Source organism: Ensifer sp. NM-2, assembly GCF_003024455.1.
GTDB lineage: Bacteria > Pseudomonadota > Alphaproteobacteria > Rhizobiales > Rhizobiaceae > Ensifer > Ensifer canadensis.
On record NZ_PVZR01000014.1, the window covers coordinates 145,875 to 170,212 of the forward strand.

At 61.5% G+C, this 24,338-nt stretch carries 20 protein-coding genes; 4 read left to right on the forward strand and 16 right to left on the reverse strand.

Translation table 11 applies throughout. From position 1 onward, the window contains the following. Positions 1-15: 15 nt before the first annotated feature. Genes C6558_RS24900 through C6558_RS24920 form a run of 5 tightly spaced genes read right to left on the reverse strand, consistent with a single transcriptional unit; the run spans position 16 to position 4,269 of the window. Positions 16-987 carry a biotin-dependent carboxyltransferase family protein gene (locus C6558_RS24900; protein ID WP_107027875.1) on the reverse strand — a complete coding sequence of 324 codons (972 nt, stop codon included), beginning with the start codon at positions 985-987 and terminating at the stop codon, positions 16-18. Then, positions 977-1,852: an allophanate hydrolase subunit 1 gene (locus C6558_RS24905; protein ID WP_057205847.1), complete on the reverse strand. Its 876-nt coding sequence runs from the start codon at positions 1,850-1,852 to the stop codon at positions 977-979. The genes C6558_RS24900 and C6558_RS24905 overlap by 11 nt, the downstream gene beginning before the upstream one ends. Then, a complete protein-coding gene (locus C6558_RS24910; protein WP_057205845.1) occupies positions 1,852-3,237 on the reverse strand; it encodes an acetyl-CoA carboxylase biotin carboxylase subunit in 1,386 nt (461 codons plus the stop codon). The genes C6558_RS24905 and C6558_RS24910 overlap by 1 nt, the downstream gene beginning before the upstream one ends. Then, a complete protein-coding gene (locus tag C6558_RS24915) occupies positions 3,234-3,476 on the reverse strand; it encodes an acetyl-CoA carboxylase (RefSeq protein ID WP_057205843.1) in 243 nt (80 codons plus the stop codon). The genes C6558_RS24910 and C6558_RS24915 overlap by 4 nt, the downstream gene beginning before the upstream one ends. A gap of 16 nt (positions 3,477-3,492) precedes the next feature. Beyond that, complete coding sequence (locus C6558_RS24920; RefSeq protein ID WP_107027876.1) at positions 3,493-4,269, reverse strand: 5-oxoprolinase subunit PxpA; 777 nt, start codon at positions 4,267-4,269, stop codon at positions 3,493-3,495. A gap of 286 nt (positions 4,270-4,555) precedes the next feature. Here C6558_RS24920 and C6558_RS24925 point away from each other — a divergent pair, with 286 nt between their 5' ends. Beyond that, positions 4,556-5,482, forward strand: a complete 927-nt coding sequence (locus tag C6558_RS24925; protein WP_025429649.1) for a LysR family transcriptional regulator — start codon at positions 4,556-4,558, stop codon at positions 5,480-5,482. A gap of 24 nt (positions 5,483-5,506) precedes the next feature. On the opposite strand, the gene proC is transcribed toward C6558_RS24925, so the two are convergent. The 6 genes from proC to C6558_RS24955 are packed head-to-tail and all read right to left on the reverse strand — an operon-like array spanning position 5,507 to position 12,691. Then, on the reverse strand, positions 5,507-6,328 hold the full coding sequence (gene proC, locus C6558_RS24930; RefSeq protein ID WP_057206143.1) for a pyrroline-5-carboxylate reductase: 822 nt from the start codon (positions 6,326-6,328) through the stop codon (positions 5,507-5,509). 47 nt (positions 6,329-6,375) lie between these two features. Then, on the reverse strand, positions 6,376-7,911 hold the full coding sequence (locus tag C6558_RS24935) for an AMP-binding protein (protein ID WP_025429647.1): 1,536 nt from the start codon (positions 7,909-7,911) through the stop codon (positions 6,376-6,378). A gap of 21 nt (positions 7,912-7,932) precedes the next feature. Further along, positions 7,933-9,699, reverse strand: coding sequence for an ABC transporter permease subunit (locus tag C6558_RS24940; RefSeq protein WP_057205839.1), 1,767 nt, complete (start codon positions 9,697-9,699; stop codon positions 7,933-7,935). Next, entirely contained in the window at positions 9,696-10,775 is a 1,080-nt protein-coding gene (locus tag C6558_RS24945) for an ABC transporter ATP-binding protein (RefSeq protein WP_107027877.1), read from the reverse strand. The genes C6558_RS24940 and C6558_RS24945 overlap by 4 nt, the downstream gene beginning before the upstream one ends. An 11-nt stretch (positions 10,776-10,786) precedes the next feature. Beyond that, entirely contained in the window at positions 10,787-11,863 is a 1,077-nt protein-coding gene (locus tag C6558_RS24950) for a polyamine ABC transporter substrate-binding protein (RefSeq protein ID WP_025429644.1), read from the reverse strand. 57 nt (positions 11,864-11,920) lie between these two features. Then, positions 11,921-12,691, reverse strand: coding sequence for an enoyl-CoA hydratase/isomerase family protein (locus C6558_RS24955; RefSeq protein WP_025429643.1), 771 nt, complete (start codon positions 12,689-12,691; stop codon positions 11,921-11,923). A gap of 148 nt (positions 12,692-12,839) precedes the next feature. On the opposite strand from C6558_RS24955, the gene C6558_RS24960 reads away from it, so the two are divergent. Beyond that, complete coding sequence (locus tag C6558_RS24960; protein ID WP_025429642.1) at positions 12,840-13,664, forward strand: IclR family transcriptional regulator; 825 nt, start codon at positions 12,840-12,842, stop codon at positions 13,662-13,664. A 22-nt stretch (positions 13,665-13,686) separates the two neighbouring features. Here the strand turns inward: C6558_RS24960 and C6558_RS24965 are convergent, their stop codons facing one another. Beyond that, complete coding sequence (locus tag C6558_RS24965; RefSeq protein ID WP_084815180.1) at positions 13,687-14,562, reverse strand: LysR family transcriptional regulator; 876 nt, start codon at positions 14,560-14,562, stop codon at positions 13,687-13,689. A gap of 299 nt (positions 14,563-14,861) precedes the next feature. Between C6558_RS24965 and C6558_RS24970 the strand changes: the two genes are divergently transcribed. Beyond that, positions 14,862-16,016 (forward strand): amidohydrolase, encoded by a 1,155-nt coding sequence (locus tag C6558_RS24970; RefSeq protein ID WP_025429640.1) that lies wholly within the window; start codon positions 14,862-14,864, stop codon positions 16,014-16,016. Positions 16,017-16,276: 260 nt separating this feature from the next. After that, on the forward strand, positions 16,277-17,455 hold the full coding sequence (locus C6558_RS24975) for an IS110 family transposase (protein WP_107027878.1): 1,179 nt from the start codon (positions 16,277-16,279) through the stop codon (positions 17,453-17,455). A 370-nt stretch (positions 17,456-17,825) separates the two neighbouring features. On the opposite strand, the gene C6558_RS24985 is transcribed toward C6558_RS24975, so the two are convergent. The 4 genes from C6558_RS24985 to repA form a co-directional block, all read right to left on the reverse strand. Further along, a complete protein-coding gene (locus C6558_RS24985; protein ID WP_025429638.1) occupies positions 17,826-18,980 on the reverse strand; it encodes an RHE_PE00001 family protein in 1,155 nt (384 codons plus the stop codon). A gap of 1,335 nt (positions 18,981-20,315) precedes the next feature. Continuing rightward, positions 20,316-21,623: a plasmid replication protein RepC gene (gene repC / locus C6558_RS24995; protein ID WP_057205828.1), complete on the reverse strand. Its 1,308-nt coding sequence runs from the start codon at positions 21,621-21,623 to the stop codon at positions 20,316-20,318. Between the two features lie 155 nt (positions 21,624-21,778). After that, positions 21,779-22,783, reverse strand: a complete 1,005-nt coding sequence (gene repB / locus C6558_RS25000; protein ID WP_025429635.1) for a plasmid partitioning protein RepB — start codon at positions 22,781-22,783, stop codon at positions 21,779-21,781. Between the two features lie 3 nt (positions 22,784-22,786). Then, on the reverse strand, positions 22,787-23,983 hold the full coding sequence (gene repA, locus C6558_RS25005) for a plasmid partitioning protein RepA (RefSeq protein WP_025429634.1): 1,197 nt from the start codon (positions 23,981-23,983) through the stop codon (positions 22,787-22,789). Positions 23,984-24,338: the final 355 nt, after the last annotated feature.

A 24,338-nucleotide genomic window follows, 5' to 3' on the forward strand; every position in this document is an offset into this window, starting at 1 on the left:
GTTTTCCCTGAACCGTCAGCTCAGCGACGCGCGCAGCGCGTCCAGCCGGTCGTTCTCCTCAGCCCGTGCGGCGAGGGCCTCATCCATCGTCACCTCCACGAACCGGGTCGGTGTATGCGGCTGCATCTGGCCGATCAGGTCCATGTCGGCGGAGATCACGGTTCCGAGCATGAAGTAACCGCCGCCGGAAACCGCGTCGCGATGCAGGATGATCGGCTCGGTTCCGCCGGGAACCTGGATCGAGCCATAGGGATAACAACTGTCGACGATGTTGGACGGGTCGGAACCGGCACCAAACGGCTGCTCGCGCTCGACGAAGGAGAGTTTGCGGCCGCCGCGGAAGCGGTACCCCATGCGGTCGGCTTCCGGCGCCACCTTCCATTCGTCGGCAAAGAAGCTCTGTTTCGCCTCGTCGGAAAGACGATCCCAGTAGAGACCGGGCAGGACACGCAGCGCCACGGGTGCGGCCGGCAGGCGCCGCAACTGCGCGCCGACCGAGCGACCCTTACCGGAGGTATTGCCGGCACCAACCGGCAGTTCGTCACCCGGTGCCAGCGGCCGGCCGTTGTAGCCGCCGAGCGCGCCGATCGGGTAGGTCGAGCGACTGCCAAGCGCCAGCGGCACGTCGATGCCGCCCGCAACCGCGATATAGATACGGGCGCCGGACTTGAGAAAATCGAACGTCAGCGTCTGGCCGGCGCGAACGCGGAAAGCCGTCCACCCGGGTTGCTCGACCCCGTCGACCTTTGCCGGCATGTCCGCTCCGGTGACCGCAACCAGCGTGTCTTCGGTAAATTCGAGCTTCGGGCCGAGGAACACCGCTTCCAGCCCGGCAGCACCCTCGTCGTTTCCGACCAGCAGGTTGGCGGCCCGCATCGCATAGCGATCCATCGCTCCACCGAGTGGAATGCCGAGATGGAAGTAACCGGGACGGCCAAGGTCCTGGACGGTGGTTGCCAGACCGTGATGCAGAACCTTAATGGCCATTGAGCATGCCCTCCAGCCGGGTGTTGTAGCCAGTGATATCCTTCTGGAACTCGCGCAGGTCGAAGCTGACCTCGCGGACCGGCGGGCTGAAGCGCCCCTTGTCGACATCCTCGACTGCCTGATCATAGGCGTCCCGGTCGATCGGCTTGAACTTGACGATGTCGCCCGGACGGAAGAACACCATGAAATCGCGGAGATAGCTGGTGGTCTGCGTCGGGTCGAAGATCGGCATCGGCGTGATGCCGAACATCTGGTAGCCGCCCGCACCGCGCACCGAATAGATGCAGCCGAAGCAGCCACCATGGCCGACGGTCAGCCGCGGCGTGTCGGTGCGCGGGCGCAGATATTTCGGCACCTGGATCTGCCGCTGCCGCTCGACCATCTGGTACATGAACGGCAGGCCGGCAACGAAGCCGACCATCGACACGAACCAGGGCGAGCCGGAATGGGCGGCGACGAAATCGTCGACGTCACCGTAGCCGTTGATCCGCGTGGCATAGTCGAGGTCAGTTCCTGACGGTTCCTGGTGGCGCTCGCGAAAGCGCATCAGCGTCTCGTGCGTCCAGGGGTCGTTGTAGAAGACCGGGATTTCGACGATACGGGTGCGGATGACGGGTTCGGCCCGCTCGGCCGCGCCCTCGATCGCCCGCACTTCCCTCAGCACGTCATCGGGCTTGATCTGATCCGGGTCGAATTTAATCTGGAAGGACGCATTGGCCGGGCAGATCTCGGTGATCCCCTTGACGCAGCTCTCCTTGACACCGTTGGCCATGGAGAGGCTCTTGAAGAAGGCTTCCAACGACATCTCGTCGCTGCATTCGACGAACAGGTGCTCGTCGCCTCCGAACGTGTATCGTGTCGGCATCACGCGACCTCCGCGGCACAGCCGCCATCGGCGGCAAATTCAGTTTCAAGCCATGTCTCGAGAAAGCGCGTATGGAAGGCGCCCTTGGCGATCTGCGCGTCGGCAGCCAATGCCCGATGCAACGGGATCGTGGTCGGCACGCCCTCGATCGTGAGCTGCGCCAGCGCCTGCGAAAGGCGGGCGAGGCACGCCGCTCGGTTCTCGCCCCAGACTATCAGCTTGCCGAGCAATGAATCGTAGAACGGCGGGATGACGTAGCCTTCGTAGAGCATGGTGTCGAAACGGATGCCTTCCCCCTCAGGTACGTCGAGCCTTTCGATCCTGCCTGGCGCCGGCATGAAACCGCGCCTCGGATCCTCGGCATTGATCCGGCATTCGATGGCGTGGCCGTTGACGGCGATGTCGGCCTGGCGGACAGAGAGCGGCGCGCCGGCGGCGATGCGGAACATCTCCTCGACCAGATCGATGCCGGTGATCATCTCGGTCACCGGGTGCTCCACCTGGATGCGGGTGTTGACCTCGATGAAGTAGAACTCGCGGGTCTCGTCGTCGTAGAGATATTCCACCGTTCCGGCCCCGCGGTAGCCGACGGAGCGCGCCAACGCGACGGCGCTGTCGCAGAGTTTCTGCCTGACCTCGGGCGGAAGCAGGAAGGACGGAGCCTCCTCCCAGACCTTTTGCCGGCGGCGCTGCAGCGAGCATTCGCGCTCGAAGCAATGCACGACGTTGTTGCCGTCGCCAAGGATCTGGACCTCGACATGGCGGGCGCGGGTGATCACCTTTTCCAGATAGAGCCCGCCGTCGCCGAAGGAGGCCAGCGCCTCGGCCGATGCCTGGGGAAACTGTGTCTCCAGCTCGACCGCATTGTTGACGATGCGGATGCCACGACCACCGCCGCCGGCTGCCGCCTTGATCATCACGGGAAAGCCGGTGCGCTCGGTCACTTGATGTGCATCGGCAAGGCTGGAGATACGGCCGTCGCTGCCGGGAACGGTCGGCACGCCGGCCTTCTCGGCAACGGCACGGGCGGCGACCTTGTCACCCAGAAGGCGGATCGCATCGCCTGATGGCCCGATGAAGATCAGGCCGGCGGCAACCACGGCGTCGGCGAAGTCGCCGTTCTCCGACAGGAAGCCATAGCCGGGATGAACCGCATCGACATTGGCGCGTTTGGCCGCCGCAATCACGGCCGCGATGTCGAGATAGGATTTCTTCGGCGCCGGCGGTCCGATCTCGATCGCCTCGTCGGCAAGCTTGACGGCCAGCATGTCGGCATCGGCGGCGCTATAAATCTGAACCGTGCGGATACCGAGCGCCTTGGCGGCGCGGATGATGCGGACGGCGATTTCTCCGCGATTGGCGATAAGGACCGAGCGAAGTTTCATTGTTCGACCTCGGCGATCACCTGGCCTGCCATCACAGGTTCTTCGTTGTCGACGAGAAAGCGGATGCTGCCGCCCGCGACACCGGCCTGGATCTCCTGAAAGGTCTTCATGACTTCGATCAGGCCAATGGCATCGCTGGAAGAAACATCGTCGCCATCAGATTTGAAGGGCGGGACATCCGGAGCAGACGAGCGATAGAAGGTTCCTGGAAGGGGCGATCGGATTTCGTGCTTGCTCATGGTTGCCTCCGCTATGTTATCTGGTTTTGACCTGAGAGACGGGAGCGATGCGAATGCCCTCGGCACTCAGCCCCTCCCGCATGAGGCGCACGATATCGAGCGCGCTGAGCGTATCGGAATGAAAACAAATGGATTCGAACGGAACCGCGATATCGGCGCCCGTGACCGTGCGCACCCGCCCTTCCCGACAGGCGCGAACGACCTTGCGGGCGATCGCCGCGGCATCGGGCCGGCCGGCATCGCGGGTAAAGACGATCGAGCCGCTGTCGTCATAGTCGCGGTCGGCATAGAACTCGCGAATGACTGGCTGGCCGACTTCCTGAGCTGCAAGCTCCGTCGCCGATCCGGCCATGCAGAAGACAAAAGCATTGGGCGCGACCGTGCGCATGTATTGCATGAAGATCTGGGAGAGTTCGCGGTCGACGGCCATCTCCATGTAGAGCGCTCCGTGCGGCTTTACATGCTGCAGAGGGGCACCGTGCCGGCGGGCGAATTCGCGGATCGCGCCGACCTGGTAGACCATGTCGTTGACGAGCTCGCGGGCAGTGCCTGCTATCTTGCGGCGGCCGAAACCCTGCAGGTCGCGATAGCCGGGATGGGCGCCGATGCCGACGCCATGTTCGGCGGCGAGCCGGACCGTTTCATCCATCAGATTGGGATCGCCTCCATGGAAGCCGGCAGCGATATTGGCGGAGCTGATCAGCGGCATCAGTGCCGCATCGTCGGTATCGCCGATGCGCCAGCGGCCGAATGCTTCTCCCATATCGCAATTGATATCGACGACGTCGAGCAATGCCTCATCCCTCTGTTGCAGGTCGCTCTCCTGGAGATTGCTCTCCCGGCAACCCTGACCTCCAGGGAACGCTAGGGTGAAACAGAGCATTTGAAAAATTCTATTTTCACATGCCGAGTATCTGAATTTCAGAATTCGCAGTTGCAAAAAACGCCTGCGAAAATTAGCGTGTTTAGAGCGGCTTACGGTGAAATGCCTGAGGGATGACCAGACGACTGCTCAAAGACGTGGCAGACTTTCTGATTTTCCGAGCCGCTGTATAAAATAATCAGATGGGAGATGGGCTTTGTCGATCAGTCTTCGCCAGCTTCGCTATTTCGTCGCGACGGCAGAACTTGGTCAGATATCCCAGGCGGCGGTCGATCTCTCGATCTCCCAGTCCGCGGTGACCACGGCGATCAAGGAGCTGGAGCGCATCGTCGGCACCAACCTGTTCCTGCGCACGCCAAGCGGCATGGACTTGACGATGGCGGGGCGGCAGTTTCTCTCCCATGCCTACGAGATCCTGAAGAAGGTGGACGAAGCGACCCATCTGAACATCGTCAGCAGCGCCGTCGAGGGTACACTTGCGATCGCCGCCACCTATACCGTCATCGGCTACTTCCTGCCGCAGCATATCGAGCGGCTGCGACGCCTGTTTCCGAAACTCGAGCTGCAGTTGTTCGAACTCAAGCGGGAATCGATCGAGGAGGGCCTGCTCACCAACCGCTACGACATGGCGGTGCTTTTGAGCTCGAACATTCTCAACCCGGCACTGACGACCGAAAAGCTGATGAGCTCGACGCGACGGCTCTGGGTGCCGGCCCAGCATCCGCTACTGCAACGCGACAGCGTCGGTTTTCGCGAGATCGCCGAGGAGCCCTACATCATGCTGACGGTCGACGAGGCCGCGCATTCGTCGCTGAAATACTGGAGCACGTCGACCTACCAGCCGCGCGTCATCCTCAGGACCTCGTCGGTGGAGGCGGTGCGCTCGCTGGTCGCCAATGGCCAGGGCGTTGCCATACTCTCCGACATGGTCCATCGCCCCTGGTCGCTCGAGGGCCGGCGCATCGAGACGATCAACGTGCGCGATCCCGTCCCAGCGATGGATGTCGGCCTTGCCTGGCGGCGGGGAGCGGAATTCACGCCGCCGATGCAGGCGCTGCGGTCCTATTTCCAGCAGACGTTTCACATTCCGGGCGTGCGCGACGCGTCGTTTACCACGCCCTGATGCGGAAACATCCTCGGCTGGCGATCAGTTGCCGAGGGCCAGTTCCAACGCCCGGCGATGCGCAGCCGCGGCCGCCCGCTTCACCAGATCGGCCAGACTTGGCTCAGCCGTCAGGACCTCGAGCGCGGCGGCGGTCGTGCCGTTCGGGCTGGTCACCTGCTGGCGCAGCTCTGCCGGCGAAAATGCGCTGGTGCTGGCAAGAGCAGCGGCGCCATTGACCGTCTGCTTTGCCAAGGCAAGAGCGGTTTCCGGCGGCAGGCCGACGGCAATTCCCGCGTCGGTCAGACACTCGATGAAATGGAAGAGATAGGCCGGCCCTGAACCGGATATCGCCGTTGCCGCATCGACAAGCCGTTCCTCCGCCAGCCAGTGAACACTGCCGACGGCCGCCAGAAGATCGGTGACAAAACCCGTCTGATTGTCGTCGATGTGAGTGCTGCCAAAGGCTGCAATCACCCCCATGCCGATCGAGGCCGGCATATTGGGTATGGCGCGCACGATCGCGGCGTTGCCCAGGGTATTCTCGAAGGTCGAGATCGGCACGCCGGCGGCGATGCTTACAAACACCGACGTGTCCCTGAACCGGCGGTAGGCGCCAAGCATCGAGCCGACGACCTGCGGCTTGACGGCGATTATGACGGCGCGCGGCCGCAAGGCAGCCGGCAAGCCGGCCGCATCATCATAAACCGTTGCGCCACGCGCGGCGGCGCGGTGGCGAAGAGATTCCGCAGGCTCGACCACATGAATTTGGGCTGCAGGAATACCGGCCCGATCAAGCCAGCCTTCGAGCAAGGCAAAACCCATGTTGCCGCAGCCGACCAACACGATTTCCTCTGACTGTTCCATCTCGTCGCCTCTCTTCATTCGCCGTGTTCGCCCTAGACACCTCGGTCCTACTGTCGTGCCAGCCGATCCCAGCAATTGTCGAGACCGGCGGGCAGCCGGTGTTTCATGATGCGCTGGCTCGGCGTGCGCTCGAATTCGTCGACGACGGCAATGTAGCGCGGGTTCTGGTAGGGCGCGAGCCGATGGGCCAGCCATCCTGACAGATCGATCGGATCGATGGCGCTGCCGGGTTTCGGCTTGACGAAGAGCTTGATGTCCTGCTCGCCGACATCGGCGGCAACGCCGATCATGGCGCAATCCTCGACCGCTGGGTAGGCGGCGGCAACATGCTCGACCTCCCAGGCGGAGACGTTTTCGCCCTTGCATCGCACACTGTCGGTGAGCCGACCGTGGAACCAGAGATTGCCGTCGACATCGAAGGAGCCGGAATCGCCAGTATGAAGCGCACCGTTGCGAAGGGTCTTTTCCGTCGCTTCCGGATTGCGCAGATATCCCTTGAACAGTGCGCCCTCAAGCGAGGTGCGCACGACGATCTCGCCCTTGTCGCCTGCCGGCACCGGCTCGCCCTTTTCGTTGAGAATATCGACCGAGAACCAGGGCATCGGCTGCCCGACGGCGCCGACGACGCCGGTGGCGTTGCAGGTGGTGATGCTGGAGGCCTCCGTCATGCCGTAGCATTCGCGCATTTCGACACCGAAGCGTTCCTTGAACTGCGGCCAGACCTCCTTCGGGCAGCCGCCGCCCCAGGCGATGCGCACCGGATGCTTGCGGTCATCTTCGCTTTCCGGCTGCTTCAGCAGGATCTGCAGAATGCCGCCGAGATAGTGGATATGGGTGGCACCATAGGTGCGCACCTGATCCCAGAAGCGGCTGGCGCTGAACTTGTCGACCATGGCGAGCGACAGGTCCTCGATGATCGGCAGCACGATCAATTGGGCGCCACCGATATGATAGAGCGGCTCCCAGACGAAGAAGACGTCGCCCGGCCCTCCCACCGAAAGCGTGCGCACCGCCTCGCCCGCAAGCCGGATCATGCCGTGGGTCACCAGCACGCCCTTCGGTCGGCCGGTGGTGCCGGAAGTATACATGATCGCAAACAGATCGTCGGCCGCAGGCGGCTCCTCATTGAAAGCGACACCACCCGACGACAGAATTGCTTCCAGCGACGCCGGGCCAGCCTGTTCGCCTGCAAGGATTATCCCGGCAGCGGGCACAGCAGCACCGCTTTCATTGATGGTTTCGGCAAGCTCAGCGTCGCAGATGACGACGCCCGGCTCGCAATGCTCCAGGATATAGCGCAGGCCTTCGCCGCGAAGCTGGGCGTTGACCGGGACCCAGACGACACCGGCCCTGGCAAGTCCGAAGAGCACGGCCAGCGACAGGCGCGAATTGCGCATCATCACGGCGGCGCGGTCACCGGATTTCAGGCCGCGTTGGCGGAGGTCGGCGGCAAGTGCTGCCGACATCGTATCGAGGGCGGCAAAGGTGATCGGCTCGCCATTGAAACGGGCGAACACCTGTTCCGGTTTGCGGGCAGCCTTGGTCGTGAAGCTTCCGAGGAAGCCTTCGAGAGATACGGTCATGGGAGGATCTCGGATATGGTGTCAGGTGGAGCGGCGGAGTTTTTCCGCCGCCAGGAGAAGTGTTGTCACGACGATGAAGACGACGACCGAAACCGCCGCGAGCGTCGGGTTGAGCTGCAGGATCATGTCATCCCACATCTGCTTCGGCAGGGTCGTCTTGACGCCGCCGCTGACGAAGATCGCCACGGTCAGCTCGTCGAACGAGGTGATGAAGGCAAAGAGGAACGCTGCCGTCAGGCCGCTCTTGATCAGCGGCACGGTCACGAACCGCAGGGCCTGAACCCGATTTGCCCCAAGGGTTGCCGCAGCCTGGTCGAGCCGCCAGTCGTAGCTCTTCAGCACAGCGGCAATGGCGACGAAGGCAAAGGGCAGCGCCAGCACCGTGTGACCGATCACCAGGCCAAGGTCGGTGGCAACAAGTCCCATCTGGGCAAAGAGGTAGAACAGGCCGACGGCAATGACGATACGCGGCACGATCATCGGCGCCAGGAAGAAGGCGAAGATGATGCCGCGCCAGCGCGAACGCGAACGGGCAAGCGCCAGCGCCGCAAAGCCACCGATCACCGTTGCAACGATGGCGGTCGCGAAGGCGACGCCGAACGAGCGGATGGTGGCCGCGACCCAGAGGTCGGAGGTGAAATAGGTCCGGAACCATTCCAGGCCATATCCCGGCGGCGGGAACTCGAGGAACTGCGAACTGGTAAAGGCGATCGGCAGGACGACGAGCGTCGGCAGCATCAGGAAGGCGAACAGCAAGACGCTGTAGATGCCGAGCATGCGGCTTGAAACCGCCGCTCCCAACAGCCGGTGGCTGCCGGACGCAATGGCGCTGCTGATGCTCGCCACCCGATCGAGGATCGCCAGGCCAAGGGCGCGCAGGAAACCGGTTTTGCCGGCCTTGCCGTCGGACGGCTCGCCCGAAAGGCTGGAGAGCCCGAACACCCGATCGTAAACCCAGCACGTCACCAGTGCCGCCAGCAGCATCATCGCGGCAAGAGCCCCGGCGAAGGCCCAGTTCAGGATTTCCTGAACCTGGACGATGATCAATTGAGCGAGCATCGTCTGCTGACGCCCACCAAGCAGGGCCGGAACAATGAAGAAGCCGAGCGAGGAGATGAAGGTCAGCAGGCCGGCAGCCGCCGCACCCGGAAGCGAAAGCGGGAAATAGACGAGCCAGAAGCCCTTCGCAGGCGTCGCGCCCAACGTTGCCGATGCTTGCGTCAGCCGGCGGTCGATGCCGGTCATGACAGGCAGCATGGTGAGGATGGCGAGCGGCACCATGGCATGAACCATGCCGATCATAACGCCGAGTTCATTGTGCAACAGCTCCAGCGGCTGGCTGAGCACACCTGATCCCAGGCCGATCTGGTTGATGATCCCGGTGCGTCCCAGCACGATGACCCAGGCAAAGCTCTTGACGAGGTAGCTCGTCCAGAAGGGCACCATCACGAGCAGGATCATCGTGCCGCGCGTCCGATCCGGCAAGCGCGACAACCAGTAGGCCAGGGGATAGCCGAGAAGCAGAGAGAAGAGCGTCGTCAGTCCGGCGATGCGGAAGGTGATCAACAGAACGCGGAAATAGACGTCGGTCTCGAAGATCCTCGCATAGTGGCTGGCGGTCATCGCGCCGGTGTCGGCGTCCTCGAGGCTGAGGCCCATCAGCCTTGCGACGGGAACGAGGAAGAAAATCAGAAGGAAGGCAAGGCCGGGCGCTGCCAGCCAAAGCGGCCCAAAGCGGAAGCGGTTGGAGCGCACAGAGCGCGGAGTGGAGACAGCCGCCGCGGTCATGGCGTCACCAACACGGCGGCTTCCGGCGCCCAGTTCAGCGTGATGTTGTCGCCTATACCAGGCAACGGCTTACCGGGAAGGACACGAACCGTGACCAGCTCACCGACAGAGATGTCGACGAGCAGTCGGGTTTCAGAGCCGGCATAGACGACCTCTGCGACGCGACCGCTGATCTCGTTTGCGCCAGTCGAGCCGAGTTCGAGATGCTCCGGCCGCACCACCAGCGCCATCTCGGCATTGTTGGAAAGGCCGGTGCCATCGATCCGGAAGCGTCCACTCGGGGTCGAAAGGTGCGCGACACCGCCCGAGCCAAGCTCGACGCGGCCGCGGAAGATGTTGGAGATGCCAATGAAATCGGCGGCAAAGGCGGTGCGTGGCCGGGCGTAGATTTCCTGCGGCGGACCGATCTGCTCGACCATGGCATGATTCATCAGGCAGATGCGGTCGGAGAGCGCCAGTGCCTCCTCCTGGTCATGCGTCACAAAGATGATCGTGGCGCCGGTCTGCCGGTGCAGCCGCTTGATCTCGAACTGCATATGCTCGCGAAGCTTCTTGTCGAGCGCGCCCAGCGGCTCGTCCATCAGGATGATCGACGGCTGGTAGACGAAGCAGCGGGCAAGCGCCACGCGCTGCTGCTGCCCGCCGGAAAGTTCGCGCGGGAACCGCCCGGCCAGATGGCCGAGCTGAACCATGTCGAGTGCGCCTTTGACCTGCCTGTCGATCTCGGCAGTGATCTTGCCGCGCATCTTCAAGGGAAAGCCTATATTCTCGGCGACCGTCAGATGCGGAAACAGGGCGTAGTGCTGGAAAACGAGGCCGATGTCGCGCTTGTGTACCGGCGTTTCCGTCTCATTGCTGCCGTCGATGAACAGGCGGCCCTCCGTTGGCAGGACCAGCCCGCTGATCATCTGCAGCAAGGTGGTCTTGCCGGAGCCCGAAGGCCCGAGAAGCGTCAGGAACTCGCCGGTCTGGACCGCGACGTGCGTGGGCTTGAGAGCAACGGTGGCGCCGTAGCTCTTGGCCAATCCGTCGACGAGAAGTTTTGGGCGAGTGGCTTGTTCGGGCTTCGCGAGCATCAGATTTCCCCTTAACCCAGGATCCAGGCGTTGAAGCGCTCGGTCATTTCGGAACGGTTGGCGCTCCACCAGTCTTCCCGCGCAATGGTCATGACCTTCAGATTTGCCTCGGAGGTGGGCAGGGCGGCAGCGCGTTCTGCCGGAATATGCTCATAGGCCTTCAGGTTCGTCGGGCCGTAGGCGAGGAACTCGGTAAAGAGCGCCTGCTGCTTCGGATCGGCGCAGAACTTGACGAACTGCCGGGCGATATCGGCACGCGGCGAGCCCTTCGGAATGCCCCAGCCCTCGATCGAGTAGAGCCCCTGGTTCCAGCCGATCTTGACCGGCGCACCACCGTCGATCACCGCCTGGGCCCGGGCGTTCCACAGGGCGATCAGGTCAACTTCGCCGCTCTGGATCAACTGGCTCGACTGGGCGCCGCCTGTCCACCAGACATCGACATGCGGCTTGATCTTTTCGAGGCTGGCATAGGCGCGCTCGATGTCGAGCGGGTAGAGTTCGGCGATCGGCACGCCATCGGCCAGCAACGCCTGCTCCAGCGTATCGATCGGGTTCTTGCGCAGGGCACGCCGCCCCGGGAATTTCTCGACATTCCAGAAATCGGCCCAGGAACTCGGACCGTTGGCCGCGTCGAAGTGGTCGGTGCGATAGGCCATGATGGTGGAATAGACGTCGACGCCAAGCCATAGCTCGGTCAGGGCGTCGGGCATCAGCCCGGGAACGTCGGCTGCCGGCAGGTTGATCGGCTCGAGCAGGTCGCGCTTTTCGAGAATGTCGCGGGCGGAAAGCGTCAGCGTGCAGACGTCCCAGCTATAGGACTGGGTCTCGACCATCGCCCGGAACTGGGCGGTCGGTTCGGCGTCGCGGGCAACATTGATAACTTTGATACCGGTCGCCTGTTCGAAGGGATCGTAGAATGCCTTGCGGTAACCGGGGCTGTAGGGGCCGCCGGGATCGGCGACGGTCAGGGTTTCGGCGGCAAATGCGGACCGCGTGAAGACGGCAGGCGCGGCCAGGGCGACGCCCAGGCCTCCGCCGATTTTCAACAGGCTGCGGCGGTCAATCAGTATGCGTTTGTTGCTGGTCATTGTTCTACCCTCTTGTTTTGGATTGCGCGCCGCCTCCCATAAGCGGCCTGGCCCTTGTCAGGCCTTGCTTGCCGCACGCCGTGCGAGAAACTGTTCCATCATCCGCGCCGGTTCGCCGGAGGCGTAGGCTTCGCGCTGGATGCGAGCGCCGGCTTCGAGGCAGTCGCGGAAACCAGCCTCTGTCATCTCCCTGAAGCGCTGTTTGTCAAGCCGCATGGCGACCGGCGGCTTGGCGGCGAGTTCGCGGGCAAGCGAGAGGGCTTCATCCATGACGTGTTCCTGCGGAACGATGCGGTTGATGATGCCGATGGCCTGGCATTCATCCGACTGCATCAGGCGACCGCTGAGCGTCAGGTCGATGGTGCGGGAAAGACCGATCATCTCGCGCATCATCCACGGGCCTGTGGTGCTGGCGATGCCGGAATTGATTTCCGGCTGCCCCATACGCACGCCCGGATGAGCGACGCGGAAGTCGCAGAGAAGTGCCACCTGAAACGCAGAACCGGCAGCAACGCCGTTGAGTGCCGCGATCAGCGGCTTCGACAGCGAGCGCATCGCATCATAGAGCCGTTCCCATTCGCCCACCCATTCCTGGCCACGGGCACCGTCGAATGTGCGCGTCTCGTTCAGATCCTGGCCTGCGCTGAACGCACGATCACCGGCACCGGTCAGGATAATGGCGCGGACCGTCTCGTCTTCTTCGAACGACGTGAAGGCAGCAACCAGCTGCTGGCGCATCGGGCTGTGCCAGGCATTGAGGATTTCGGGGCGGTTCAGCGTGATGACGCCGACCTCGCCACGCCGTTCTGTCAGGATGAAGCGGTCCATGATTTTCTCCGTTGCAATTAAACAACTATTGCAATGCGATAATTGTTATGTCATAGTGTGATTAGGTTTATTTTAGCTGTCAAGCACCTTTTCCGATGCTTGGCGATTCTGTTATCGATATGTGGGAAACCGCAGGGAACGGGGATACATGGCGCGCAAGGCGAACAAGGCTGCGACAGACGAAAACGAAACGCCGGGAGAAGACCGCGATCCCTTGCTGGTGCAGTCGGTCGAGAAAGCCTTCAGGGTTCTCAGAGCCTTTGACGGTCGCCGCCCGAACCTCAGCCTGTCACAGATCGCCGAGGAAACCGGGCTCGACATGAGCGCCGCCCAGCGCTTCACGCACACGCTCGCCAAGCTCGGCTATCTCGGCAAAAACGCCGATACGAAGCGCTTTGAGCTGACGGTGAAGGCGCTTGATTTCGGCTATCACTACACCCGCGCCAGCGGCTTCGTCGAAAGGGGCATGCCCTATCTTCTGCACTTGAGCAAAGCCACCGAAGAAACCGTCAACCTGACCGTGCTCGACGATACCGACATTGTTTTCGTGTCGCGCTTCATGAGCCGTCACGTGCTGAACAACGACGTCATCACTGGCACGCGGCTGCCGGCCTATTGCACGGCTCCGGGGATCGCCATCCTCTCGGGCCTGCCGGAGGAGACCGCCCATGCAATCCTCGAAAAATCGGATCTCTACCCGTTTACGCCGCACACGACATGGGACATCGATGCGCTGAAGACAAAGCTGAAACAATCGGCGACCAAGGGCTATGCCACCGCATTCGAGGAATATTTCCACGGCGACCTGTCGATCGCCGCACCGGTGCTGGATGCCAATGGCACGCCTTACGGCGCGATCAACATCGCGGTATCGCGCAGCCGCTACACGCCGGAGGAAACGGAAGAACGCTTTGCTCCGCTGGTGACCGCCGCGGCGCGCTCGATCTCGCTCGTTGGTGGCGCCCGAAGATAGCTGTTCGACCCAGGTCAATCGCTCATGCGACGCCCTGTGCCGCGTGGATGATGATATCGCCCAACCGGCGGGCGCCCGGTCCGGCACCATCAGGATCGGGATAAACCAGATACATCGCGCCCCAGCGCTCCGCCCCTTCCCTGAGCGGCAAGGGCTTGAGCTGGCCTGCGGCCAGTTCTTCGCGGATCCAGTCTTCCGGATACCAGGCAAAACCCATGCCAATGCAGGCCGCCCGTATGGATGTTGATTTGTGGCTGACGGTGAGCCGCTGTTCAGTCACATTCCAGACGCTATGGCGCACGCGTTGCAGCCCGCTGTCACGGATGACGAGGTGGCGGTGCCCTTTCAGATCCTCCATTGCCAGTTCGCGGCCGATCTGATGCAGCGGATGGAACGGGGCGGCAGCCGCGATCGCCCGATAGCGCATCAGCACCTCGCCCCTGTGGCCGGCCGGCAGGGTATCGGCGCAGATCGCAAGATCGACGGCGCCCGAGAGCAGCATTTCGTCCGTGCCGCCCATGACGGTTTCGAAAAGCTCGATCCGCGTCTCCGGGTATTCGGCTGCGAACTGGTCCAAACAGCGCAGCAAGAGCCATGTGGGAAACAGCCCCTCCACCGCAAGGCGAAGTTCCTGCTCCTGGCCCTTGGCGAGGTTTCTCGCCGCACGCTCCAGTCTTGTGGCTTCGTCGACGAGCGATTTGCCGCGCCGATAGAGCACATGGCCCTGGCGCGTCAGCAGGGCCTTGCGGCCCTCGATCTCAAAAACCGAGACGCCCAGGCGCTCCTCGATATGGTCGGTTGGCTGAAGGCGGGGCAGGTCAAAATCCGCGAAACCGTGGTCGACGGTCTCGAAAATGCTCCCTCCGCCTTCATCGACCTCTTCAGGGGTGCCAACCACGGCAAGATGCTGGTGCGTCTGGTGGCGGACGCCGCCTCGGGAGAATGGGGACCTTAGCGGCCCTCCTCGATCTCTCCACCGCCTGCTTTCCGGGCGGTGGAGAAAGTCGATTGGGTTACAGCGGTCCCGACCGATATCGTCTTCCAACACTACCCGGCACTCGCGGTCTCGATGCAGACACTTCGCCGACTTGCACTTTCCCGACTAGACAGAGCTGGAGCGCCGCTTCACATTCCCCACCGATACCGGGGCTCGATCGACACGCCCCACCGAGGCGGACACTGGTTGGGATATTGCGCATGTTTTTGAATGGTGGCGAACTGGACGAGATCACCGCGTTTCGGCGTGAACTCCATCGCAAGCCGGAGCTATCAGGCGAAGAGGTCGAGACGGCCAGAATGGTCGCACGGGCGCTGGGGTCGAGCCAACCGGACGAGATCGTCACTGACCTCGGTGGGCATGGGGTGGCGGCCGTTTATCACGGAGCGACCCATGGTCCGACCGTGATGATCCGCTCCGAACTCGATGCCTTGCCGATCGAAGAACTTTCAACTTCGCCGCACCGATCCGAGATCACCGGCAAGGGGCATCTCTGCGGACACGACGGCCACACGGCAATCCTAATGGCGCTCGCCAAAGGGCTCTCCCGGAAAAGACCGGCACGCGGGCGGGCGATCCTGCTTTTCCAACCGGCCGAAGAGAATGGTGCCGGTGCCGCCGCCGTGTTGGCGGATCCTAAATTCGAGCCGCTGAAACCGGACTTTGTGTTTTCGCTGCATAACTTTCCCGGCCTGCCGCTGGGGCACGTTGCGTTGGCCGAAGGGCCGGTCAATTGCGCCTCGCGCGGCATGAGGTTCGTGCTTTCGGGCAAGACCGCGCACGCGTCCTGCCCGGAAGATGGCGTCGCCCCGACCTCCGCCATGGCTCATCTCCTGAGTGAGTTGACTGCACTTGGCGCCGGCGGTTCGCTCGATGCCGATTTCACGCTGGTAACCGTGACCCACGCGCGCCTCGGCGAACCCGCCTTCGGCATCAGCCCCGGCCATGCCGAGATCTGGGCAACATTGCGCACGCTGACGGACGAGCGGATGGGTGAGCTGGTGAGGCGTGCCGAAGCTCTCGTCCATAAACATTCGACGGCCGGCGGGCTCACATCGTCGATCAGCTACGAAGATATCTTCCATCAGTGCAGCAACGCGCCGGCGGCCGTCGACCATTTGCGCCGCGCTCTTGGCGAGGAGCGGATCAGCCACGACGCGGGCCCGACCGCCCTGCCGATGAAGGCATCGGAAGATTTCGGCCTTTTCGGCCGCGTCGCCCCCTCAGCAATGTTCTTCCTCGGTGCAGGTGAGGACCACCCTCGCCTGCACAATCCGGACTACGACTTTCCCGATGCACTGATCGAGGTGGGCGCTCGCGCCTTCATGCGGACGATCCGCAACCTGCTAGGCTGATTGCCGACAGGGAGCAGCGAGCGGCAGGCATTCGTTGCCCCCCGGATCAAGACTGTGGTCTGGATCACCTGTAGGACTATGCCGAATAATCGGGCTGCGCTGCGATCTTTGCTGCCCGCCGTCGACCGTGGCACCGTCGTTCAAGGATCAAGAGCTGACGCCTGAGTTGACCTACAAAGATTCCATGGGGAGTGAATAGCGGCCGGCGCTCTGGCAGAGTGAGGCTGCAATAACGCACTCACCTCATAGGAGACGCCGTCATGGAAGCTGGAACTTCCCAACCGCATTCGCCGACCGCTATCCGCACTGATCTTGCCGCAATTTTCGTGTCGTTGGAACTCTCTCGCTCAACCTGGCCGATCACATCGTTGTCGCCGGGAAACGGCGAGAAGATGTCGAAGCACTCTGTGGTTGGCGGCGATGTGACGGCATTGCTGGGTCGTTTTACTCAGCTCCAGGAGAAGGTGCGATCTCGTACGGGCAATCAGGTTCCGATCGTGAGCATTCAGGAAGCCGGGCTTGACGGCTTCTGGATCGATCGTGTGCTGAAGGCGAACGGGATAGAAAGATACGTCGTCGATCCAGCCTCGATAGCAACCTCGCGCAGGCGCCGGCGAGCGAAGACGGACAAATTGGATGGTGAGGCGCTGGTCCGAGCGCTGTTGGCTTTCAAACGCGGAGAGCCGCGGGTGTGCGCCATGGTCAATGCGCCAAGCCCCGAGGAAGAAGATCGCCGTCGCCTTTGCCGGGAGCGCAAGGTTCTGATCGCCGAGCGCGTCAAACATGTCAATCGCATTAAAGGCCTGCTCTTCGGTCAGGGCATAAGTGGTTACGAGCCGCTGCGCAAGAACCGGCGCAAGCAACTGGACGAGCTTCACACGGGTGATGGCCGTCCTTTGCCGACCCACCTCAAAACTCAAATAAGCCGTGAACTTGATCGCCTTGAATTGTTGCTAGAGCAAATTACAGCGGTGGAGAACGAGCGCGATACGCTCCTGGCGGCGCAAAAGAACAGCGTGGCGGCAACGCTGATCCCAACTGGGGCGATGTTGTGCGAAGTCAAAGGCATTGGTCTGGAATTCGCGGCTGTTCTCTGGACCGAAGGGCTGTTTCGCCATTTTGACAACCGGCGACAGGTTGCTGCGTACGCGGGGCTGGCACCGACACCCTGGCAGAGTGGAACCATCGATCACGAGCAAGGCGTCTCGAAGGCGGGCAACCCGCGCCTGCGTACCACGATGATCCAACTGTCGTGGTTGTGGTTGCGCCATCAGCCGCAATCAGCGTTGAGCCAGTGGTTTACGGCCCGCGTGCAATCCAGCGGTGGGCGCGCGAAGAAGAGCGCGATCGTGGCGCTGGCACGCAAATTGTTGGTTGCTCTATGGAAATATGTGATCGCCGGCGTTGTCATCGAGGGCGCGGTGTTAAAGACGGCCTGACAATGCACACAAGCCACATTCTCTAATCTTCCAGGAGCGATCAATCCTGGCGGATCCAGGGGGGACGAACCGATCCGCGACATGGCTTCAAACGCCGCTACTAAGAATGGTCTCGTCCTCCTGAGCCTTTGCCGCAACGCAAGCGGAATGATGGTGCAGCCGCTCGGCGCGGCGACCGAATGTGAGTTTGAACCGGCAATGGAAACAGGCCCGTTCACGCGAACAGGCTCAGCCTTGGATGCCGAAAGAGCGACCGAAGGAAACATGCGATGGACCTTTAAAAGTTCTTGACCCGAAGTTCCCCATGTAAGCCGCGGTGAGCCGAACATCCGGTCAAGACCGTTTGCCGCCTGTGCAACTGCGCAACCGGCTACAATATCCCCCAACCGCGGTAACGCCCCCTGCCGGTCATTTCCTTGGCCCCAAGTTCGCGGACAAGATTGAGCGCGCCCCGCTGGGTGACGCCGACATGACGCGCCACCAGCCCGGCGGAAACGATCGGCCGAGACAGCAGAAGCTCGATCAGGCCTGGCAGGCTGCTATTTGAGCGACGGTCGCGCACGCGCATTTCCATCTGGGTCTTGGCGAGAAACAGTCGATCCAACTCCTTGAGGCCAAGTTCGCCGGTGAGGACTAGAGCCTCCAGAAACGCCCTCAGCCGAACCTCCTGATCTCTTGCACGACGCCGTTCGTGGCGAATTGTCTTCAGGCCCGTATGGAAGCTGATGAGATGCGACGTCACTTTACCACGCGCGCGCAGGTAGGCGCCAACGAGCAACCCTCCCAGCCAATGCTGCCTGCGAAGCGGCTCGATCTGCTCCCAGGCATCGAAGAGCATCGCCGCGCCAAGGCAGGCCGGCATTCGGTCCGCAGCCGCAATCAGGGATCGCCACGCCTCGAGCCGCGCGCCCTCGTCCCATTCGTCATCGAAAAGCAGCCCCAACTGTCCCTTGGGCTCTGAGGCGGACGGGCGCTCTGTCCCCCCAAATCCGCTGTCACCGACTTCATCCGCCTGTTCATCGAGCAGACGTTGCGATCGCGCGATCGCAGCATCGATCTCCGCGAACTCGAGGGAAAGCGGATTGTCGTCGTCATCGCCGTCAGCGATGACATTATCGTCATCCGCCGTCCCCGGCGGAACGCCTCGGTCCATCTCGATCGACGGTGTCTCGCCGCCGACTTGTTCGCCGCGAAGGACCGCCAGACCGGCGGACGATAGCGCCCAATCAGGGTCGGACAACCAGATCCTCCGGCGCGCACGCAAGACTGCATGCGCGATCGTCAACTCGTGTGTCGGCGCACGGGCATCCATATGCGCATCATGCAGCACCAGATCCTCGACATGGACCAACTCGCCGGCAACCCAGAGGGCACCGGCCGCATCGAAGAACTGACCACGCTCGCGAAAGCCTTCGGCGACGGGATGGCGGCCGGCACGCTCATCCAGCCGCGCCAACCGATCTTCAGCTTCGATCGTTGCGGAAAACAGCGTCTGCAGCACTAATTCCGGGATTTGGTATCGCATTACAATCACACGCTATTTCTGGCAAACGGAAGGAAAACGGACAGTTTTCTTCCGACACACATGACATGCCGTTTTAGCGGATACCGGGATGTTTGTCGTCGGGTTTCTGCGTTGACCAGTACGGAAGGGTAGAATCGCCTTCTTAGCGCTTCAAATGAGCGCAAACCGGATTCGAATCGACGAATTCGACCATCACATTGTACGCTCTTGAGGGCCATTCGCAACGCAGGAAGGCCAGCATTGCCAACATAGCAGCATTTCCTTTCCATTCGGCTAACGTCTCGAAAGACGGTCGTGAAGGGATTTTGGTCATCGAAGTCGACAGGGGTCAGGCCGGACAGGATTGCGGACGGATAGCGGTTCGAGCTGGGGATGCCAGACGAACGCCTGCGTGTTGACAGCTGTCAACACGCGTCTATGCGACAGGTGGCCCCTGCCCTTCTCTGGGCCGAAAAGGCATTGCGCAACCTATCACGCAGGCGCTTTCTCGCTCTGGCGAAACTAACTCGCCTTAGCATCGCGATGGGCATGGCGCCCACGCAGCAGCTTGCGTTCGTTCATGCTGCCGAATGTGTAGGAGCGATACTTTCCGACAAAACGGCCCGTCACGCGTTGACAGCTGTCAACATCGGCCCCGCCAGAGGGTAACAACAAACTCAGGCCAACGACCAATCACATCTATCGACGGTTTATATGGCAACCCTCCGGCATGTCCGGAGCCTCAATGCATTAGAACTTTGCCGGATCGCGTTTCGCCCCGTCACACCCCGAGCGCGTGGGGAAAATCACCCAATGCAATGCCTGACAGAATAATGCTCGTCTGAAGGTGCGGTTGGGCAGCTTCATGCCTGCACGGCCTCAGGACGCGGTTGAGGTTGTGACCGCTTGCGGGTGTAGACACCTTGCAGCCTCAGCGTTTGTGCCATCTTTCTGCCGGGGAGGACAGGAGCCGGTGGGGCAGACCTTGATCAGAAGTCCGCGAACTGGACGACCCTCTCGTCGATAGAGGTTAAGTGTACGGATCTGCAGCGGGCTGGTGGTTGTGGTATTTTCCATTCGAATGGCCTGACGTGAAACCGTTGACAGCTGTCAACTCACCAAGGGACCGATCTAACGTTGCCCGTCGCAAGCCGGTACTCAGCGCCGCGCACGCTGCAATTTGGCAGGGATCGGGATCAGCTGCTGCGAGGTGTTGGACCCGGCAAACTCGATCTCAACATCCTGCACAGGTCGGCCACCAGTCCGCCTCATTGGACATTGATTGCCGAATGAGGCGCACAACTAGCCGCAGTTGACAGCTGTCAACGTCCGTCGAAACAGCCGCGTTGTTCTAGCTCAGCTGGCTAGCGCCATACTGCCGGGATTGGCACGCAACAACGCCATGACCATCGGCCCAACCACGAACTCCTGTCGCATAGATCGCCGCGTCAGGTCCCGCAGGTAACCACCGGCAGACGCGATGTGCGGCGAGCGCTGCAGGATACATGCGAGCACCGTCGCGGCCGCTTCTGGGCCAAGCACCCGGCACGCTTCATCATGCGCTCCCTGACTGACATTGAGCATGGAACGGACCACAGCGGCAGCTATCATCAGATCACGCCAGGACTGCACCTTCCCGCCAGGACCATAGTCGACGATATCAGGGCAGGCTTTCAGCACGGTTGATAGCGGGAAGGTTTGCGGAGGTCGATGCGTTTTACCCCGGGTTACCTCCGGTGTTTCGGTCTGGGAGGCCGCGTCTGTTGCAATTGCCGTCCGATTGCTTGCCTGCACAACGGCCATGCTGTCGGACGTTTGGCGTGAGTTCGAAAACGTCACAGCTTCACTTCCAAAGCCCGGTTCAGCTTCAGTAGAAGAGTCTGGATGTGAACTCTGTATGTGGCAGCCATTTTGGCTATCATTGGTGTCCGAATTTTCAAGATTTACCAGTTTTTCCAATTGGTTGAGCACTTCCGCGCGCAACGCGTCCAGTTGCTTGAGAACAGGCTCGATTTCAGCGAGGCCAGGTTTCCGCGGAAGGGTGTCGACGGCGAGAAGATAACGGCTTTGAAGGTCGTCCCAGTTGGAAGTTTGGTCGGTTTCGCGCAACACGTCTATGAGCTTAGTCAGATCGCGACGGCAAAGGCTGAGACGCTCACGGGCAAGCTGCGCCTCCTGTCGGGCCAGAGCGACTGCGGCTGCGGCCGTTTGCAATTGATGGGCGCGTGCAAGCAGCGGTGACAGATCGAACCCGAAGGCGTCGCCGATGGCGCCCTTTGTATCTCTACGGGCGTAACGCTTGCCATTTGGGCTATCCTTGCGAAGGATAAGGCCGGCCTCCACCAATGTTGCCAGGTGGCGACGCAGTGTGGTGCCTGCCATGCCATGGGTGCGCAGGGCCAATTGGTTGTTTGATGGAAACACCACCAACCCCTTGCCTGACGTCAGCTCGACCTTAGGGTAGAAGCTGAGCAGCGCATTGAGTACGGCCAAAGCACGGTCGGACACGCCGACGACAGCCTTGGCTTCACAGACGGTCCGAAACAGTTTCCATTTATCGATCGGCTGCTGCGAATCGATTTCGCTCGCGATGACTTGGCTTGCGAACATGCCAAGCGTCATCGCGCGCCGCCCAAAGGGCGTCGTCACATTTCCACGCTCCATCTCTCTTCACCTTTTCAAAGGCAAAAGAAGTCCGTTCGCCGAAACGACGTTAAAAACGCTTGACAGTGATTCGCGGAAATGGGATTCTCTAGTTGCTACACGAGAGAAGGGTTTCCGCTGCGCTAGTCGTTCGGAAGCCTTTTTCTTTTGCTCTGTTAGTCTCCTGTTTCCTCTTGATATTCGAGGTACAGAGATTTGAGCCTCTGCCTCACGAAATCTGCAAAACCGGGCGCGACCTTCTTGTTGAAGGAAAGCGTCGTTTCGCTGTTTGTTTCTCGAATGCGCACCGGGCGCGTATCATCTGGCGCCACCCAAGGAACTGCCTGGCTCCGGGCCTTCACAGTGCTCAGGAAGGAAAACAGCGTCTCAAACCGTTGATCGCTCTCCCTTGCCAGGAATTCAGTGCGCCCTAAGAACGCGTTGGTCTTGATGAGCGCATCGTCGTTCTCAACAAGCTCTGCAAGCTCCGCCCAGCGCCGCCGTCCGATGGCCGGCGCGGCACCGATTGCCTCGATCACATCGATGGGTAGCCGGCGCACGATCGCAATCATCTTCGACAGGGCCGCCTTGTCGACGCCAAGCGATGACATGATGACGTCACGCGAGAATTCGCGGTCTTCGAGACGGGTGGCGAACAGCGACCGCTCGATGAAGGACAAGTCCGTCCGAGCGTTGTTTTCCTGCCCTTGCGAAATCACCAGCTGTTCGTCGCTGAGGTCGCGGACGACAGCTCTGACCTTGCTGCCAAGCTCACGCGTGGCGGCAAGACGACGATGGCCGTAAGCGACCTGATAACGCCCGTCCTCGTTGGGATGCGGGCGCACGAGGATCGGCACCTGTTGTCCGTGATCCCGGATCTGTTCGAGCAGCGAGCGTTCGACATCGGCCGCGACGCCGAGGCGATCGACGACGAAGGAAACGTCAACCAGATCCGGGTCGAGCTCTATCACCGCCAGGCCTTCTGCAAGCTGGCGTTCAAGTTCTTGAGCTCGCTCCACCTTCTGCGTGATGTTCGACAGAGACCGGGTGATGCCGCCGATCGGGCCGTGTGGTCGCTGGCCGGGATCGAGGCCGATGATCGGCCGTCCGGCCAGCGGACGATTATCCTCGCCATCTGCAGCATGACTGTCTGAAACACCGATCAGGTTCTTGCGGGCCATGGGTTACTTCCTTCCCCACACCTTGCGCAGGAGGTCCTCGATCTCGCCATTGACGAGCGTCAGGGAATCCATCGCGCGGTCATAGGTGCCGCGGACAAACTGCGAGCGTTCCACCTCATATAGCGTTTGCTTGGTCACGCCGGCGTCGGAAACGGCCGTCGATTTGACCATGGCGTTGTGCAGCATGCGATTGCCGAAGATGGAGCGCATGAAACCGGTCATCTGGCTTTGCGGACCGTCATTGGGTTCAAACCGGGTGACGAGGTAGCGCATCCAGTCATAGCTGGTCCGGCCGCCGGCGTTCTCGACGACGCGCATCAATTCGCTGGTCATCGAGAGAAACTGGGACATGGACATGACATCGAGCATCTGCGGGTGCACGGTGATCAGCACCGATGTCGCCGCGCACAGCGCCGACATGGTGAGAAAGCCAAGCTGCGGCGGGCAATCGATGATGACGATGTCGTAAAAGCTCTCGATATCGGCCAGCACGTCGCCGATACGCGCAAAGAACATGGTTTCCGCCGAACCGCTGGTCATGGCCTTCGGCGTTTCGTGCTCGAATTCCATCAGTTCGAGGTTGCCGGGGATCAAATGCAGATTGGGCAAATGGGTGGAACGGACAATCTCTGCGATCGGGCGAGGGTTCTCATAGCGAATGGCGCCATAGATCGTTTCCGCCTCGCCAACGTCCAGTTCCGGCTGGTGACCGAACAGGGCCGAAAGTGAAGCCTGCGGATCAAGATCGATCGCCAGCGTGCGGTAACCGCGAAGTGCGAGGTATTGCGCAAGATGCGCCGAGGTCGTCGTCTTCGCCGATCCGCCCTTGAAGTTCATGACCGAGATGACCTGCAGCCGCTCGTCGCCGCGGCGATGCGGAATGTATTTTCCCGACTTGCCACCTTCGTCGAGAACACGTCGAATGCGCTCGATATCCGAGATCGCATACATGCGGCGTCCATTCGGCAACGGCTCGGGCCCATGGCCCTCCGAGGCGATCTGGCGCAGGTAGCCTTCGGCGATCCCGATAAAGGCGGCCGCCTCGGCCGGACTGAAAAGTCGCAACGTCTTTTGCGCTTGCGGCGGGAAGATTTTCTTCTGATGCTGCTGGAGTTGGTGCGCAAGTTCCATGGCATCGGCAGCCAGGAGCGTTGGCAAATGCTCCTGTACATCGAGGCCGTGGATTTTCTGCTGCAACATCGAGTTCTCCAAAAACTGCGCAAATATTGTCATATCGAGGCAATATGCGCAGATGCACTATGATCCGATTCGGCCTGAATGTACAAATGGATAGCCGAATGGCCGTGTTGCCGGTTCAAGCAACGGAGGGCGCGCAATGGCGCCAGTTGTCCGCGGACAACTCGTGCGACGGCCGACCAGGTTGTTAACATGTCGGCCCGATTCCAACCAGCAACTACAGCTCCCCGTGAACGGCGCGCGCACCTGTTTTGCAGCCGAGGGGGAGAAGAACGCTGCCTTGATGCTCCATCGCAAACTGTGGCTATTAAAATATGGATTTAGTCGACTATTGACAGCGAGTTGAATTGTGGCAAGA